The organism is Gymnodinialimonas sp. JB5-7 (assembly GCF_055693405.1).
Map to the genome: position 1 here is coordinate 2255861 of NZ_JBVFUX010000012.1, position 15171 is coordinate 2271031.

At 58.1% G+C, this 15171-nt stretch carries 12 protein-coding genes and 4 pseudogenes; 14 read left to right on the forward strand and 2 right to left on the reverse strand.

Going from position 1 to position 15171, the window contains the following annotated elements; all coding sequences use genetic code 11:
• Positions 1 to 57: 57 nt before the first annotated feature.
• Positions 58 to 885, forward strand: coding sequence for an HTH-type transcriptional regulator BhcR (bhcR, locus tag ACZ1HK_RS20155; RefSeq protein WP_472630194.1), 828 nt, complete (start codon positions 58 to 60; stop codon positions 883 to 885).
• A gap of 126 nt (positions 886 to 1011) precedes the next feature.
• Positions 1012 to 2107, forward strand: a pseudogene (gene hppD / locus ACZ1HK_RS20160) (4-hydroxyphenylpyruvate dioxygenase).
• A 161-nt stretch (positions 2108 to 2268) separates the two neighbouring features.
• On the opposite strand, the gene ACZ1HK_RS20165 reads toward hppD, so the two are convergent.
• A complete protein-coding gene (locus ACZ1HK_RS20165; protein ID WP_472630895.1) occupies positions 2269 to 2670 on the reverse strand; it encodes an FGGY-family carbohydrate kinase in 402 nt (133 codons plus the stop codon).
• Entirely contained in the window at positions 2619 to 3512 is an 894-nt protein-coding gene (locus ACZ1HK_RS20170) for an FGGY family carbohydrate kinase (RefSeq protein WP_472630195.1), read from the reverse strand. The genes ACZ1HK_RS20165 and ACZ1HK_RS20170 overlap by 52 nt, the downstream gene beginning before the upstream one ends.
• Before the next feature lie 361 nt (positions 3513 to 3873).
• Between ACZ1HK_RS20170 and ACZ1HK_RS20175 the strand changes: the two are divergent.
• The 12 genes and pseudogenes from ACZ1HK_RS20175 to ACZ1HK_RS20230 all read left to right on the forward strand — a co-directional run bounded on the left by ACZ1HK_RS20175 (position 3874) and on the right by ACZ1HK_RS20230 (position 15169).
• A pseudogene (locus ACZ1HK_RS20175) lies at positions 3874 to 6382 on the forward strand (heavy metal translocating P-type ATPase).
• A gap of 69 nt (positions 6383 to 6451) precedes the next feature.
• Positions 6452 to 6795: pseudogene (locus tag ACZ1HK_RS20180) on the forward strand (MerR family DNA-binding protein).
• 167 nt (positions 6796 to 6962) lie between these two features.
• On the forward strand, positions 6963 to 7835 hold the full coding sequence (locus ACZ1HK_RS20185; RefSeq protein WP_472630196.1) for a helix-turn-helix domain-containing protein: 873 nt from the start codon (positions 6963 to 6965) through the stop codon (positions 7833 to 7835).
• A gap of 41 nt (positions 7836 to 7876) precedes the next feature.
• Complete coding sequence (locus tag ACZ1HK_RS20190) at positions 7877 to 8305, forward strand: plasmid mobilization protein (RefSeq protein WP_472630197.1); 429 nt, start codon at positions 7877 to 7879, stop codon at positions 8303 to 8305.
• The gene (locus ACZ1HK_RS20195) at positions 8299 to 8874 is read left to right on the forward strand and encodes a relaxase/mobilization nuclease domain-containing protein (protein WP_472630198.1); all 576 of its coding nucleotides are present in this window, start codon (positions 8299 to 8301) and stop codon (positions 8872 to 8874) included. The genes ACZ1HK_RS20190 and ACZ1HK_RS20195 overlap by 7 nt, the downstream gene beginning before the upstream one ends.
• A complete protein-coding gene (locus ACZ1HK_RS20200; RefSeq protein ID WP_472630199.1) occupies positions 8874 to 9251 on the forward strand; it encodes a hypothetical protein in 378 nt (125 codons plus the stop codon). The genes ACZ1HK_RS20195 and ACZ1HK_RS20200 overlap by 1 nt, the downstream gene beginning before the upstream one ends.
• 234 nt (positions 9252 to 9485) lie before the next feature.
• On the forward strand, positions 9486 to 9788 hold the full coding sequence (locus tag ACZ1HK_RS20205) for a hypothetical protein (protein ID WP_472630200.1): 303 nt from the start codon (positions 9486 to 9488) through the stop codon (positions 9786 to 9788).
• A gap of 43 nt (positions 9789 to 9831) precedes the next feature.
• On the forward strand, positions 9832 to 10272 hold the full coding sequence (locus ACZ1HK_RS20210) for an ATP-binding protein (protein WP_472630896.1): 441 nt from the start codon (positions 9832 to 9834) through the stop codon (positions 10270 to 10272).
• Positions 10273 to 10437: 165 nt separating this feature from the next.
• Positions 10438 to 10836, forward strand: a complete 399-nt coding sequence (locus ACZ1HK_RS20215; protein WP_472630201.1) for an AAA family ATPase — start codon at positions 10438 to 10440, stop codon at positions 10834 to 10836.
• 758 nt (positions 10837 to 11594) lie between these two features.
• A complete protein-coding gene (locus ACZ1HK_RS20220) occupies positions 11595 to 11924 on the forward strand; it encodes a type II toxin-antitoxin system RelE/ParE family toxin (RefSeq protein ID WP_472630202.1) in 330 nt (109 codons plus the stop codon).
• Position 11925: 1 nt separating this feature from the next.
• Complete coding sequence (locus ACZ1HK_RS20225) at positions 11926 to 12255, forward strand: helix-turn-helix domain-containing transcriptional regulator (RefSeq protein WP_472630203.1); 330 nt, start codon at positions 11926 to 11928, stop codon at positions 12253 to 12255.
• 140 nt (positions 12256 to 12395) lie between these two features.
• Positions 12396 to 15169, forward strand: a pseudogene (locus tag ACZ1HK_RS20230) (class I SAM-dependent DNA methyltransferase).
• The last annotated feature ends 2 nt before the right edge of the window (positions 15170 to 15171 follow it).

Below are 15171 nucleotides of genomic sequence, written 5' to 3' on the forward strand. Positions count from 1 at the left end.
AAAGACCCGTTCTTTTTTCGCAATGTAAAAGGTGCTTTCAAAAATGTGGTACAGCCGATGACCGATGGCGACCCATCCCCATCCCGCCGTGCCCGGGGTCGTCCTCGTGGCTGGGATGACAAGACGGAACAAAACACCATCAAGTCGCTCGACCGGGCGATGGAGGTTTTTGAGCATCTCTCGACACTTCCCGGCGCAACCTTGTCGGCTTTGGCGGAGGATCTGCGCCAATCGCCCGCAACAGTCTACCGCATCATGGTGACGCTTGAGCGGCGCGGGCTGGTGGAGTTCGATCAGCCCACGCAGATGTGGCACGTCGGTGCGCGGGCCTTTGTAATCGGCGCGCGATACCTGCGACGCACATCGCTTGTGGAACGCGCCCGCCCCGTCTTGCGACAGTTGATGGAAGACACCGGAGAGACCGCGAACCTTGGCGTCGCACGTGAAACCAATGTGCTGTTTGTGGGGCAGGTCGAAACCCACGCCACGATCCGGGCTTTCTTTCCGCCAGGTACATTGTCGCCCATGCATGCGTCCGGGATCGGCAAGGCGCTGCTGGCGCAGATGAGCGACGATCGCCTGTCGCGGCTGTTCGCGACCGCTCCGCTGGATCAGTTCACCGAGAAGACGCTGATTGAACCCGCCACCCTGCGCGCTGATCTGGAGGCCACGCGGGAACGCGGATATGCGATTGATGATGAAGAAAAGAATGAGGGGATGCGGTGCATCGCAGCCCCGATCTTTGATTTCAGCGGTGGGGCCATTGCCGGTCTATCCGTCTCGGGCCCCGTCAGCCGCGTGAGTTTGGCCAAAACCGAGGACTTGGCTGCATCGGTCGTGCGCGCGGCGCTGGAGCTGTCGCAAGCCATGGGTGCGGAGGGTTAGAGCGTGTTGCGCAGTAGGTGGGCAAATCGGTTACACTCGTAACTGAGCAAATGCTCCCCGCGGGCCGGGATCTTGTTTGTCGCGTGAAGGGCACGTCACACGCGGCTAAAAAACAGGAGGTGGGCCATGGGACCTTTCCCGCATGATGCCCCGAAAGCCGTTGTCGACGCGATCAATGTGGCCGGAACCGATGGGTTTGAATTCGTGGAATTCGCGCACCCTGATCCCGCTGTATTGGAACAGCTCTTCACCGCGATGGGCTATGCTGAGGTTGCCCGTCACAAGGTGCGCGACATCTCGCTCTATCGGCAAGGGGACATCAATTACGTCCTTAATCGCGAACGGGATGGCCATGCGGCTCAATTTGTGGAAGCCCACGGCCCGTGCGCGCCCGCGATGGCATGGCGTGTCGTTGATGCGCAGCACGCATTGAAATGTGCACTCGACTACGGTGCCGAGGAATATACCGGTCCGGGCAAATCGCTGGATGTTCCCGCGGTCATTGGGATCGGCGGATCGCTTCTGTATTTCGTGGAGACCTATGGCGATGCAGGCTCGCCCTATGCGGCAGAGTTTGATTGGCTGGGAGAAGTTGACCCAAAGCCTGAGGGCGCAGGGTTCTACTATCTTGATCACCTGACCCACAATGTGGCGCGCGGCAATATGAGCACCTGGTACGATTTCTATGCCAAGGCGTTCAATTTTCGTGAGATCAAGTTCTTCGACATAGAAGGCAAACAGACGGGCCTGTTCAGCCGCGCGCTGACCAGCCCCTGTGGCAAGATCCGTATCCCGATCAACGAGTCGAAGGACGAGACGAGCCAGATCGAGGAATACCTGAACGAATATAAAGGTGAAGGCATCCAGCATATCGCAGTGGCGACTGAAGATATTTACGGAGCGGTGGATCGGATTGCTGCGGCAGGGATCGAATTCATGCCCGCCCCGCCGGAGACCTATTACGACATGAGCCATGCACGAGTCCGGGGCCATGAAGAGCCGATCGAACAGGATGAAAGCCCATGGTATCTTGATCGATGGTGAAGGCGTTGTGGATGGCGGTGTGACGCGGATCCTGCTTCAGATTTTCTCAAAAACCGTGATCGGACCGATCTTTTTCGAGTTTATCCAACGCAAAGGCGATGACGGGTTCGGGGAAGGCAACTTCAAGGCCCTGTTCGAGTCGATTGAGGCCGATCAGATCGAACGGGGCGTTTTGTAGGGCCTGAGGGAGTTTTTCGAAGAAAGGGGGGCGCTGCCCCCGCCCGCGGTCCTGAAGGACCGCAAGCTCCCCCGAGGTATTTTTGACCAATGGAAGACAGGGGCGCGCGGCGGGAGATTTGACCTTTCGCGCGGCCTATCGCATTGCAGCGTTGACCGATTTCAGCGCCGGATAAAGTGCACGATAGCCTGCCAGGCGGGGGGCCAGAGCCTCGGCCCGGCCTGCGGCGGGCGTGAACCAGCGCGAGACCTCGGGCTTGGTGGCGACCTCCTCCACCGTTCGGCCCCGGTGGCGATCCGCGCAAGCCGCGCGGCGCCGAGCGCCGGGCCGACATCAGACGCATCAGATCGGCCAAGCTCCACACCCATGACATCAGCGATCATCTGCAACAGAAAGTCGCTGCGTGTTCCGCCGCCGATGACCAATAGCTGGTCGGGTTGCGTGCCGGCTGCGGCCATCGCGGCCTGGGCGTCGGCGAAGGAAAAGGCGATGGCCTCCACCACTGCGCGCATCATGGAGCCGTGGGTGGTGCTTTCGCTGAGACCCCAGAACCCGGCACGGATATCGGCGTCGCCATGGGGCGTGCGCTCCCCGTGAGGTAAGGCAGGAAGATCGGCCCAGGGGCTGCCGCCTCTGCCTCGGCCAGAACGTCCGGGATCGGTCGACCAAGCAGATTGGCGAGCCAGGCCATGGGGCGTGCGCCGTTGAGCATGGCCGCCATCTGGAACCACAAAGCGGGCAGGGTGTGGGCATAGGCGTGTATCCGGCTGGCCGGGTTGGGGCGGTAGCTGTCCGTGGTGACGAAAAGCTGCCCCGATGTTCCCAGAGAGATGAAGCCATCGCCGGCCGCAACCGCCCCGATGCCCACGGCACCTGCGGCCGCATCACCGGCCCCCGTGGCGATCGGAATGCCAGCGGGCAGTCCAAGCCTTTGCGCCGCATCTGAGCGGAGCGTTCCGGCAATCTCGGTGCCATGCAGAACCGGTGGAAGCCATGCTGCGTCGGTGGCGGAGGCCGCGCACGCCTTGGCCGACCATGTGCGCGCCTGTTGGTCGAACCAGCAGGTCCCGGCGGCATCCGACGGGTCGCTGGCCAGATTGCCATGCAAGACCAGGCCAACATAATCCTTGGGCAGTAGGATATGGGAAATCCGGGCGTAGTCATCGGGTGCGTGCTTGGCCAGCCACATCACTTTAGGCGCAGTAAATCCGGGCATTGGCGGGACGCCGGAGATCTGGGAAATCTCTGGCAGTGCCGCTTCCAGGGCGTGGCATTCCGGCGCGGCGCGGCTGTCATTCCACAAGATCGCAGGACGGATCGGGCTGTGCGCGGCATCCAGCAGGACGGCACCGTGCATTTGCCCAGACAGGCCGATGGCGGCAACTTGCGCGCGCAACGTTGTCATCAAGCGTGCGCGCCGCGCTTTCAATGGCGGCGACCCATGCGGCCGGGTCTTGCTCGCTTGCCCCGGGAAACGGGGTCTGGAGCTCAAGCGGCGCATCCAGCGGAGGCCACAACATCACCTTCCGCACGCGAGAGGCACAATTTCACGGCAGACGTGCCGATATCGATCCCGAGGAAAAGTGTCACTGCGAAGTCCTATCCAGGCGTGGGGCTGTCGGTGAAGACCTGATACGTTGAACGGCCGTATCAGACAATCTGAGGAGAGCCCCACGAACCAATTCCGTGCGAGCCCTTGACCTTCCAGTTAGTGGAAGGTCCATGTATGATGCGAACGGTTCAACATACGGACGATTGATATCGATATGGCATATGCGCTTCAGATCTCCGGGATGAATTGCGCGTCCTGCGTTGGGCGGGTCGAACGCGCCTTGGCAGAGCTTGCCCCATGTCCGGGACGTGCAGGTCAATCTGGCCACTGAACGTGCGCAATTTGAGGCGGACGATCCAGCCGCTTTGCAAGCAGCGGCCAAGACATTGGACGAGATGGGATACCCTGCGAAAACAGCCGATGTCCTATTGAAGGTGCAGAACTTGTCTTGTGCAAGCTGTGTCGGACGGGCCGAACGCGCGCTGAGCAGCGTGCCCGGCGTGGTTACGGCTGCCGTCAACCTAGCCACGGAAACCGCAAGTGTCACGGTGTTGGGTGGCGTCGCGACCCCACAAGCTTTGGCCGAGGCAGTCACGCAGGCCGGCTATCCCGGTGAGGTCAGCGGAACGCAGGGCACAGACACCCGTGCGGACGAAAAAGCCGCAGAGGCGGAAGAGGCAAAGCGGCGCATGGTCTTGGCCGCCGCGCTGACGCTGCCTGTGTTCGTGATGGAAATGGGCGGCCATATGATCCCGGCGCTGCACTATTTCATTGGTTCGACCATTGGGCATCAGGCCAGCTGGATCATACAATGGGCCCTGACCACATTGGTGCTGGTCGGGCCGGGCCGTGTTTTCTACGCCAAGGGTCTGCCCGCGCTGGTGCGCGGCGCGCCGGACATGAATAGCCTTGTCGCGGTCGGCACGTTGGCCGCCTATGGCTTTTCGGTCGTGGCGACATTTACGCCCACTCTTTTGCCCGATGTCGCGCGGGCGGTCTATTTCGAAGCGGCAGCGGTGATCGTGACGCTGATCCTTGTGGGCCGCTTTCTGGAGGCGCGCGCCAAGGGGCGCACGGGGGCGGCCATTTCTCGGCTGGTTGGGATGCAGGCGCAGACGGCCCGTGTGATGCGGGGCGGCCAGGCGATCGATCTGGCGATTGACGAAATCCGGGTCGGCGATATCCTGATCGTCCGTCCAGGTGAGCGCATCGCCGTTGACGGCGAGGTTGTGGACGGCGCGTCCCATGTCGACGAAAGCATGATCACCGGTGAGCCGATCCCGGTGGACAAGGCGGTTGGCGATGGCGTGAGCGGCGGGACCGTAAATGGTTCGGGCGGGTTCACTTACCGTGCCACGCATGTCGGGCGCCGACACGGCCCTGTCGCAGATCATCCGCATGGTTCAGGAGGCACAGGGCGCAAAGCTGCCGATCCAGACATTGGTGGACCGGGTGACGTATTGGTTTGTGCCCGCCGTCATGGTGTTGGCTGCGCTGACGGTGCTGGCGTGGCTGGTGTTCGGGCCGGATCCGGCCCTGACATTTGCCTTGGTTGCAGGTGTCTCAGTCCTTATCATCGCGTGCCCTTGCGCGATGGGTCTGGCCACTCCGACATCGATCATGGTTGGCACTGGGCGGGCTGCCGAAATGGGCGTTTTGTTCCGCAAGGGGGAGGCGCTGCAACGCTTGGCAGACGTTGATGTGGTCGCCTTCGATAAGACCGGCACGTTGACCCAGGGCCGCCCGGAATTGACCGATCTGATCCTTGCAGAGGGGTTTGAACGGTCGCAGGTGCTGGCACTGGCTGCATCGGTGGAGATGCGTGCGGAGCATCCGGTAGCCGATGCCATCGTCCGAGCCGCAGAGTCAGAAGGGCTGCCCACGAACCAGCCGCTTGATGATTTTGAGGCCATCGCGGGCTTTGGTGTGCGCGCAAAAATGGGCGGGCGCAGCGTGGCTCAATCGGTGCGGCGCGTTTGATGCAGTCTGAGGGTGCCGACATCGAGGCGTTTGCAGCGCAGGGAAATACGCTTGCCGCGCAGGGCAAAACGATCTTCTACGTGGCCTTGGATGGGAAGGCTGTGGCGCTGTTGGCGGTTGCTGACATGATCAAACCCTCTGCCCTGACCGCTGTTCGTGCGCTTCAGGCGCGTGGGCTCAAAGTTGCAATGATCACGGGGGATCGCCACGCCACAGCGCGCACAATTGGCGACACGCTCGGCATCGACGAAGTGGTCGCGGATGTTCCGCCCGATGGGAAGGTCGCAGCCCTCGACCGTCTGTCAGAAGGTGGGTCCAAACTGGCCTTTGTGGGCGATGGCATTAGTGACGCGCCGGCGCTGGCGCGGGCCGATATCGGCATCGCGATCGGAACCGGCACGGATGTGGCGGTGGAGGCCGCCGATGTTGTGCTGATGTCTGGTGAGCTGACCGCTGTGCTCAACGCCGTCGAGATCTCGCAAAAGACGATGCGCAATATTCGCCAGAACCTCGGCTGGGCGTTTGCGTATAACGCCGCGTTGATCCCGGTTGCGGCAGGCGTGCTGTATCCGGCGTCAGGATTGCTGCTATCGCCGGTTTTCGCGGCCGGCGCGATGGCGCTTTCGTCGGTGTCGGTCTTGAGCAATGCGCTGAGGCTTCGCCGGGTGAAACCGGCCATCGCTGCGCCCGTGCGGCCCCTTGCCGATAAGGTGCAGCAGGCGCATCCGATGGCAGCGGAATGAGCGCATGAAAGGATATGGCGCATGAATATCGGTGACGTTGCATAGGCGTCGGGCGTTCCGGCGAAAACCATCCGGTATTACGAGGATATCGGCCTGATCCGCCCCCAGCGCGGCGAAAACGGATATCGTGCGTTCCGGCAATCTGATCTGCACAAGCTGGCCTTTCTCGGCCGATCCAGAGCGCTGGTTTTTCAATCGCGGATTGTCGGATGCTACTGGAGCTTTATGAGGACGACGGGCGCAGCAGCTCCGAGGTCAAACACATCGCGCAACAGCATCTGGAAGAGATCGACAGAAAGATCGCCGACCTATCCGAGATGCGCGCGACACTGGGCGAGTTGGTAAAAAGCTGCGCAGGAGACAACCGGCCAGACTGCCCAATCCTATCATCGCTGGCGCAGGAAACGCGTTAGTCAGGATTGTATTATGGTGGAGGCGAGTACCGGAATCGAACCGGTGTACACGGATTTGCAATCCAGTGTATTTCGCCACGAAAACAATTACTTAGGGTCTAAAGAGTATCAGGACATTTGCCGAACAAGTTGCGAACCTGATACCCTTTTTTTGTAGGCACAAATCCATGAGCGGCATGGCGTTGATCTGGGCCGCGAACGTCAAAGGCCTGAAACCCGCCGCCAAGATTGTGTTGATCCAACTGGCGGACTTCCACAACAAGGAAACCGGCCAATGCAACCCAAGCGCACAGCGGTTGGCGGACGAATGCGAGATGGGGCGCGCTACACTCTTTCGACACATGACGACCTTAGAGGAATGCGGCCTTATCACCCGCCATGCCAGAGGGGATGGCGATGGTGGACGCGGATCCAATCAGTATGAGTTGCACCTCGATATTACACTTGGGCCGAGCGCACGTCCAAAAGACGGGGGCAGTGGTCAAAACGGGGTTGAGTCTCAAAATGAGACGGGGGGAAACGTCTCAAAAAAGTGGGGAAAAGTCCTCAAGGGTGAGACGGGGGTAGTCTCAAATCGGGACAGGAACCTTACCATTGAACCTAAGAAAGAACCGCCTTCGCGCGGGCGCGAGGCGGGGGAGGCTGAGCAGATTTTGGCTGCTTATCCGCCCGACCGGTTGCGGGGCAGAGCGGCCTGCCTTGAACAGATCGAAGAGGCCGTGAAGGAAGGGATCGCACCGGAAGACTTGTTGCAGGCCGTCCAAGCCTACGCGACCGACAGCGCAGGTTTCACCCGCTCCAAAGTTTGCTTTTCCGACAACTGGTTTCAGTCGCGGCGCTGGCAGGGATATCTCGAGGACATCCGCGCCAAGCGGGAGGAAACTCAGATTGCGAGGGCAGATCACCAAGCGCGGTTGGCCTGCTGGATCAGTGAGCGCAGTCCGATGTGCAAACACATCACGGCCAAGCAGATCGGCGGATTGCTTGCCTCAAAGCTGGTGACACAGGCGCAAATCCAGGCGGCAGGCCTCAGATCATGACAGCAACCGATCCCACTGAAGTGCAAACAGCAAGGCGACCCATGTCATACGCTGGCGCTGCTGACACGGGACCTTGCGAGGGGCGGCAAGCCTCCCCTTCGAACCCCACCGGCGCGGGAAAAGCCCACACCAAAGAGCCGCTGACCGAGACCTTCGTCTTCCGGTGCTCAGCGGCAGAGAAGGCCCAGTTGCGCGCCAAGGCCGAGGCGGCTGGACTGCCCGCTGCGACCCTGCTGCGCGAGGCGCTTGGCCTGACGGAAGCCCGCCGTCGCAAGCCGGTTCCCCGCGTCGATCCGGCGTTGGTGCTGGCCGTTGGGCGCATCGGTGGCAACCTCAACCAGATCGCCCGCTGGCTCAACCGCGCGATGCTGGCGGGCCGCGTTGATCTGGACGCGCTGACCGTTGCTCGCCGCCTTCTCACCATCGAACGCCAGCTTGCCCAGATCGTCGAGGCCGAGCGCCGATGCTGATCAAGTTCTTTCGCAACGGCAAAGGCGCGGGCGCGGGTCCGGTCGGCTACCTCGTTGCGGACAAGGTACTGGCCTATGACGACAACCGCGACCTGATCCGCGATGCAGACGGCCAACCCGTGAGCGTCACGCGGGAACCCTTGCCCGAGGTTCTGCGCGGCAATCCCGACCGCACCGAAGCCCTGATTGACGCCAGCCGCCACCAGTGGACCTATCGCGCAGGCGTCATCAGCTTTGCTGCCACCGACGCCCCGACCGAGGACCAGCAGGCCGAGGTCATGGACGGCTTCGAGCGTTTGGCCTTCGCGGGGCTGGACCCTGAGCAATATGAGGTGCTCTGGGTCCGACATACCCACGAAGACCGCGTCGAGCTTCATTTCTGCACGCCGCGCTTGGAACTGACCTCGGGCCGGAGCCTGAACATCGCGCCACCCGGATATCAAAACGCCTTCGACGGCCTGCGCGATGTGATGAACCAGCGCCACGGCTGGGCTGATCCGATGGAGCCTGGAGCGCACTCAAGAGGTCCGCGACACCATCGAGACCCCAACCCGCGCCCAAGGCCGTGATGAGCCTGCATACATGGATTCTGGATCAAGTCAGCGTCGGTCTGATCACCGACCGCGCCAGCATGCTCGATGCGCTCACCGATGCAGGCTTCGACATCCCGCGCGCAGGCAAAGCCTACCTGTCCGCCCAAGACCCCGACACCGGCGAGCGCTGGCGTTTGAAAGGAGAGATTTTCCATGAAGGCTGGCAAGCCGACCCGGCTGAGCGAGAAGCTGAACGCGGAGCCTCGACACGATCCGGCAGGACTACGCCGACTCGATGGCATCCCGGTCCTGGAGAGCTTCAGGACCGATTTGAACAGCATTGCGACCAACGCGCATCGTACAATCGAGAGCGATACCCGCACCTTTCTGCGGCAGAACAAGAGCCTGGCTGACGATCTCACCCTGGCTGATCACGGGGACGTTCTTGGTGGGGATCGTCTCGATGATGGCCGCGAGCTTGCTTTGGACGTTGATGCTGGCCAGCCTCGGAACTGACGGACTTGGGTCTGACACGGATCGACAGGGAGAACGCGACATGGCTGGTGCTGGACCCGACCAAGACGCGGCTGAGGACCTGCACGCTGGGCGGCAGATCAGTGACCTGCATCAAGATCGAGGAGGATTAGATGACGACACCCCTGACAGCCTTGGAGCGCGACTTGCTCGCCTGCGTCGAGCGGTTGGTAACGGCCTGCGAAGTCTCAGCAAAGGAATTGAGCGGGTTAGAGGAACGCTCGACGACCAAGATGCAGAGCCAGATGGATGGATTGGCCGCCTGCGTGTCGGTGCTCATTCAATCGCAAACAGCGTCCGTGGCTGCGTTGCACGGCTTGTTGAGCGAGGGCTCGAACTACGGGAGGCTGCGCACGCAACTCGAGACCAGCTTGAAATTAGTGAAAGCCGCCGAAGAGAGGCTGAGACAGAGCTAGAGGAGCGGGAAGCCGAGATGGATCGGGGGCTGACGCATTGAATGTGAAGCGCGTTCGATCAAATGGCTATTCGTTTCCGAACAGCCCCGTCGAGCAATCAAGTGATACGGGAGCCTTCACATTCGCGTCAGCAGATGAAAGGTTGAAGGGCACACAACTTTTAGGACTGATCCACCCATGCCAGGAACCATTACGATCTCGAAATTTAAAGGGTATTTCGAACTTCAACTATGAAATTCCGGGGCCAGGACTTCATCTTCTTTCAGGGGAAAACGGTTCTGGAAAAACAACTCTTTTGGCCTGTTTGAGACGGATTGGGTACAAGAACGCTTTTCCTGTCCATTTTGCTACGTCTGCACAGTCAGAGCAGTTAGATAGCTACAGCAACGCAACAATTGAGTATTCAATTAATGGCAGATCGGTTGTGTATGGCTATCGTAGCGAGCGTTGGACGCCACGTCCCCGAAGTGGAGCTCTGCATTGATCCAAGATTTTGGATTTCCAAATGTGATTTATGCTGGTGCCGTAGCCGACAGAATTACACCTAACGCTCAAGATTTTGTCCCGGCACGCGTTCGACCCGCCGGGGCAGCGTTGATAGCATCGCTTAATCAGGTGTTTGAGACGAGTAAGTTCGATCAGCCTGAAGGTGATTAACCTTACAAGAGGAGCAGGTAATCAAGCGTTCTTGCTTCGTGTAGGAAGAGGTAATCCAGCGAAATATCACACGGAAAAAAACTTTGGGTTAGGAGAGCTTTGCGTTCTGAAGTTGATGCTATCTTTGCAGGATTGCCCAAACAATTCACTAGTCTTGATCGATGAGCTTGAAATGGCGTTGCATCCAATGGCGCAGATCAAGTTTGTCGAATACCTTAAAGAAATCTCGGCACAGAAGAACCTTACGACGATTGTCTCAACTCACTCGGCCTCTCTAATCAAATATTTTGGCAGAAATTATTTGAGTTTTTTGGTCAAGGAGGGTGATGAGACCAAGGTCTTGAAAAACTGTTTTCCAACATATGCTTTGGGGCAACTTGGATCTCGGTGAAGAAAGGGCACCAGACTATCTGATCTACGTTGAAGACCGAGCCTGCGCGCAGGATTTCTGAGATTCTGTGGCAGAGTATGGTGGCAGACCGGTTGGGAGCTCGGGCAGCCTATGCGCCTACGGTGCACTTCGTTGAGATTGGGGGAATCAACAACGTGTTGAACATGCTGAAAAATGGAGGCGGCCTCGTCCCCGAGCAAACTTCTATTCTGGCCTTGCTCGATCTAGACGCAAAGACTGAAACTCTGCAAAGTGCGATCGATACTGGAAACCTAGAGGCACAGCGGCTCTTTGCGAGATGTGGTGCTCGGAATCAGGTACCTACCTTGGACGCCAGAAGTTGGGATCATACAATATCTTTCCGGTCATCATGCAGCAGCTCAAGATTCCCTACGACAGCTTACAAACACGGCCTATCTCAGGCTTCCGCAAGTGGCCCAAGATGAGCTAGTCGCAGACGCCGGCGGACCGCAACGGAGAGCAGCGAAGAATGGGTTGAATCGAATCTGTCAGGAGACGGCAGATGCTTTGCCAAACCTTGATGCAGCAGAGATCAAAGACCTGATCTACAAGATTTTTTGCGATCGGAGCTTCGTCGAAGATAGGGCAAGAATTCAAGCTTTGTTCGGACCATTTTTTTAGCGATTTGTCTCATCTTGGAATTGCTTTTTGATAATTCCCGCGCAACTTCGTTCAGCGGTTTTGGTATTTAGTACAACGTTGACATTTGGTAACGTATATGTCACCATAGAGGCCAAATGAACAAGCTTGTTGTCTATGTCACCAAAGCGGGGAAAACACCGTTCGACGATTGGTACAATGGCCTGGATACGGCGGCGGCATTGAAGGTGCGGACGGCGCTTGCACGGATCGAGACCGGAAACCTTGGTGACGTGAAGCCAGTGGGCCAAGGCGTGTCAGAGCGGCGCATCACCTTCGGCCCCGGCTACCGCGTCTACTTTGGCAAGGACGGCGATACGCTTGTGATCTTGCTCTGTGGCGGCACGAAAAAACGCCAGTCGAAAGACATTGAGCAGGCCAAAGCATATTGGGACGACTACAAGGCCCGCAAAGAGAAAGGCGACTGACATGCCACTGACGAAAGACTTCAAAGATACGATCAAAGCGCGCGCTGAGCGCGATCCCGAGTTTCGTGCGGGCCTGTTCCGCGAAGCCATCGAAGCGATGCTCAGCGACGATCTGGAGACCGGCAAGGTGCTTTTGCGCGACTACGTCAACGCCACGGTGGGGTTCGAGGCCTTGGCGCAGGATATGGATAAGGACCCCAAGAGCCTGATGCGCATGCTTAGCGCTAAGGGAAACCCGCGTGCGGACAATTTGTTGGCGATGGTGTCACGGCTTAAGAAGCGCGAGGGCATTTCTTTTTCAATCACCCCGAAGGATAGGCAGCACGCGTAGCGTTTCTGTCCCGACGCATGGCGGGTCTACATGCTCAAATGCGAGCGAATAGCTCGCGCCTAGCGTGTTTTCCAAGTGCAACGCCAATAACCGCCTGTTACTATTTCTAAAAACAATTCGACGACCGAGGGGAAGCAGGCATGAATGCTGTTGAGATCGAAGAAGCCATATCAGCATTAGCAGAGCAGCCTTTTGACGCCGAAGAATTCCCATTCGCTTTTCTACTCGCTTTTGGAAACAAAGCGACGACCATCAAGCGCTTACAAAGCGGATCGTCCAACAAATCCGACCTGGGCGGCGTTCTTCAGACCAACAACATTCATCTGAAAGTCTGCGGGGCAGGGGAGGTCACAACGACCCTTGCGCAGCTCAAGGCCAGTCCTGCGACCACCAAGGCCAAGGCGAAATTCGTGCTGGCCACTGATGGCACCGATCTTGAGGCCGAAGACCTGACCACCGGCGAGACAATCGCCTGCGTCTACACCGACTTTCCTGATCACTTTGGCTTCTTCCTGCCCCTAGCAGGGATCAGCACCGTCAAGCAAATCCGCGAGAGCGCTTTTGACATCAAGGCGACCGGCCGTCTCAATCGGCTCTATGTCGAGCTTGTTGAAGGACAACCCCGAATGGGGAACGGCCGCGCGCCGCCACGACATGAACCACTTCATGGCGCGGCTGATTTTCTGCTTCTTTGCCGAAGACACCGACATCTTCACCGAACCCGATCAGTTCACCGGCACGATCGAGCGCATGAGCGAGAAGGACAGGCTCAAACACCCATGAGGTGATCAGCGAGCTTTTCCGTGCCATGAACACCAAGGCCGAAGAACGCACGGCGGCAGGCATTGCCCGTTGGGCGAATGTCTTTCCATACGTCAATGGCGGGCTGTTTTCGGGCGGAACGGACGTGCCGCGCTTTTCCAAGATCGCGCGCTCATACCTGATCCATATCGGCAACCTCGACTGGACAAAGATCAACCCTGACATCTTTGGCTCGATGATCCAGGCCGTGGCCGATGACGAGGAACGCGGCGCGCTTGGCATGCACTACACATCCGTGCCGAACATCCTGAAGGTGCTCAATCCGCTTTTCCTCGATGATCTGCGCGAGAAGCTTGAAGAGGCAGGGGACAATCCCCGCAAGCTTTTGAATCTGCGCAATCGCATCGCCAAGATCAGGGTTTTCGATCCGGCTTGCGGATCGGGCAACTTCCTTGTCATCGCTTACAAGGAAATGCGTAGCATAGAGGCCGAGATCAACGAACGGCGAGATGAGGCCGAACGGCGAACGGAAATCCCGATCACCAATTTTCGCGGAATCGAGTCTGCGGGACTTTCCCGCCGAGATTGCACGACTGGCGCTGATCATCGCCGAGTATCAGTGCGACGTGACCTATCGCGGCCAGAAGGAGGCGCTTGCCGAGTTTCTGCCGCTCGATGCCATGAACTGGATCACCTGTGGCAACGCCCTGCGGCTCGACTGGTTGAGCATCTGCCCCCCACGGGAATGGGTGTGAAACACCATGCTGAAGACCTGTTTCACTCACCGCTCGACCAGGCGCAGATCGACTTTGAGAACGAAGGCGGTGAAACCTTTATTTGTGGGAACCCGCCCTACAAAGGGACGAAAAACCAAACAGATGAACAAAAAGATGACGTTGATTTTGTTTTCTCTGCTCAAACGCGAACATTCAAATCACTCGACTACGTAGCATGCTGGTTTCTGAAGGCTGCTTTGTATGCGCAGCATACAGATGCACGGACAGCATTTGTCTCAACAAATTCAATTTGCCAAGGAGGCCAAGTTCCTTTGCTTTGGCCTATAATCTTTGAAATGGGTTTTGAAATTATTTTTGCGCATACTTCCTTTTTGTGGAAGAATCTTGCTGCACACAATGCAGGTGTTACAGTAGCCATAGTTGGCTTTGGGAAGGCCAATGGCAGGGATAAGATAATCTACTCACTCGGTCTGGATGGACAATCTGTTGCCAAGGTAGTGGATAACATTAATCCGTACTTGGTCCCCGGAAAAAGCGTCATTGTACAAAAACGGCAAGCCCCGAGTAAAGGTTTGCCCAAAATGAACCTTGGAAACCAGCCTTATGAAGGAAATAATCTGATCCTCGATGTTGAGCAGTATAATGCGCTTGAAATCGATGCCGTAGAGAAAAAACAGTTCACACGGGAATTTTTTGGCTCTTCTGAGTTTATCCGTGGAGGGCGGCGCTTTTGCCTTTGGCTCACAGACAGTGATCTGGAACAGGCACTTACGTTAGAACCGATCCGTGAGCGTGTGAACCGGGTAAGGGAATGGCGGCAAGCATCTACGCGACCTGGGACTCGAGCAATGGCCTCTAGACCACATCAATTTTGTGAGATGAATTTCGGTAAGAACCAAACACTTATTATTCCCATACGAAGCTCTGAGAATAGGGAGTATCTGCCTGTTGGTTTGCTGAGCAGCCAGGCCGTTGTCAGCAATTTGGCATACGCACTTTATGATGCTCCACTCTGGTGCATGGCGCTGATAGCGTCGAAGCTACATCTGGTGTGGATAGCGACTGTTTGTGGCCGAATGAAAACGGACTACAGTTACTCCAATAAGATGGGCTGGAACACTTTCCCTCTTTCCGATTTGACCGAGAAAAACAAGGCTGATCTCACCCGCTGCGCTGAAGATATCCTTCTTGCGCGCGAGGCGCATTTCCCCGCAACGATCGCCGACCTCTACGACCCCGAGAAGATGCCCGCCGACCTGCGCGCCGCCCACGATCGGAACGACGAAACCCTCGAACGCATCTACATCGGTCGCCGCTTTCGCAACGACACGGAGCGGCTGGAAAAGCTGTTCGAGCTCTACACCAAGATGACCACCAAGGATTTGACCAAGACCCATTCGAGAATGAAAGCATAACC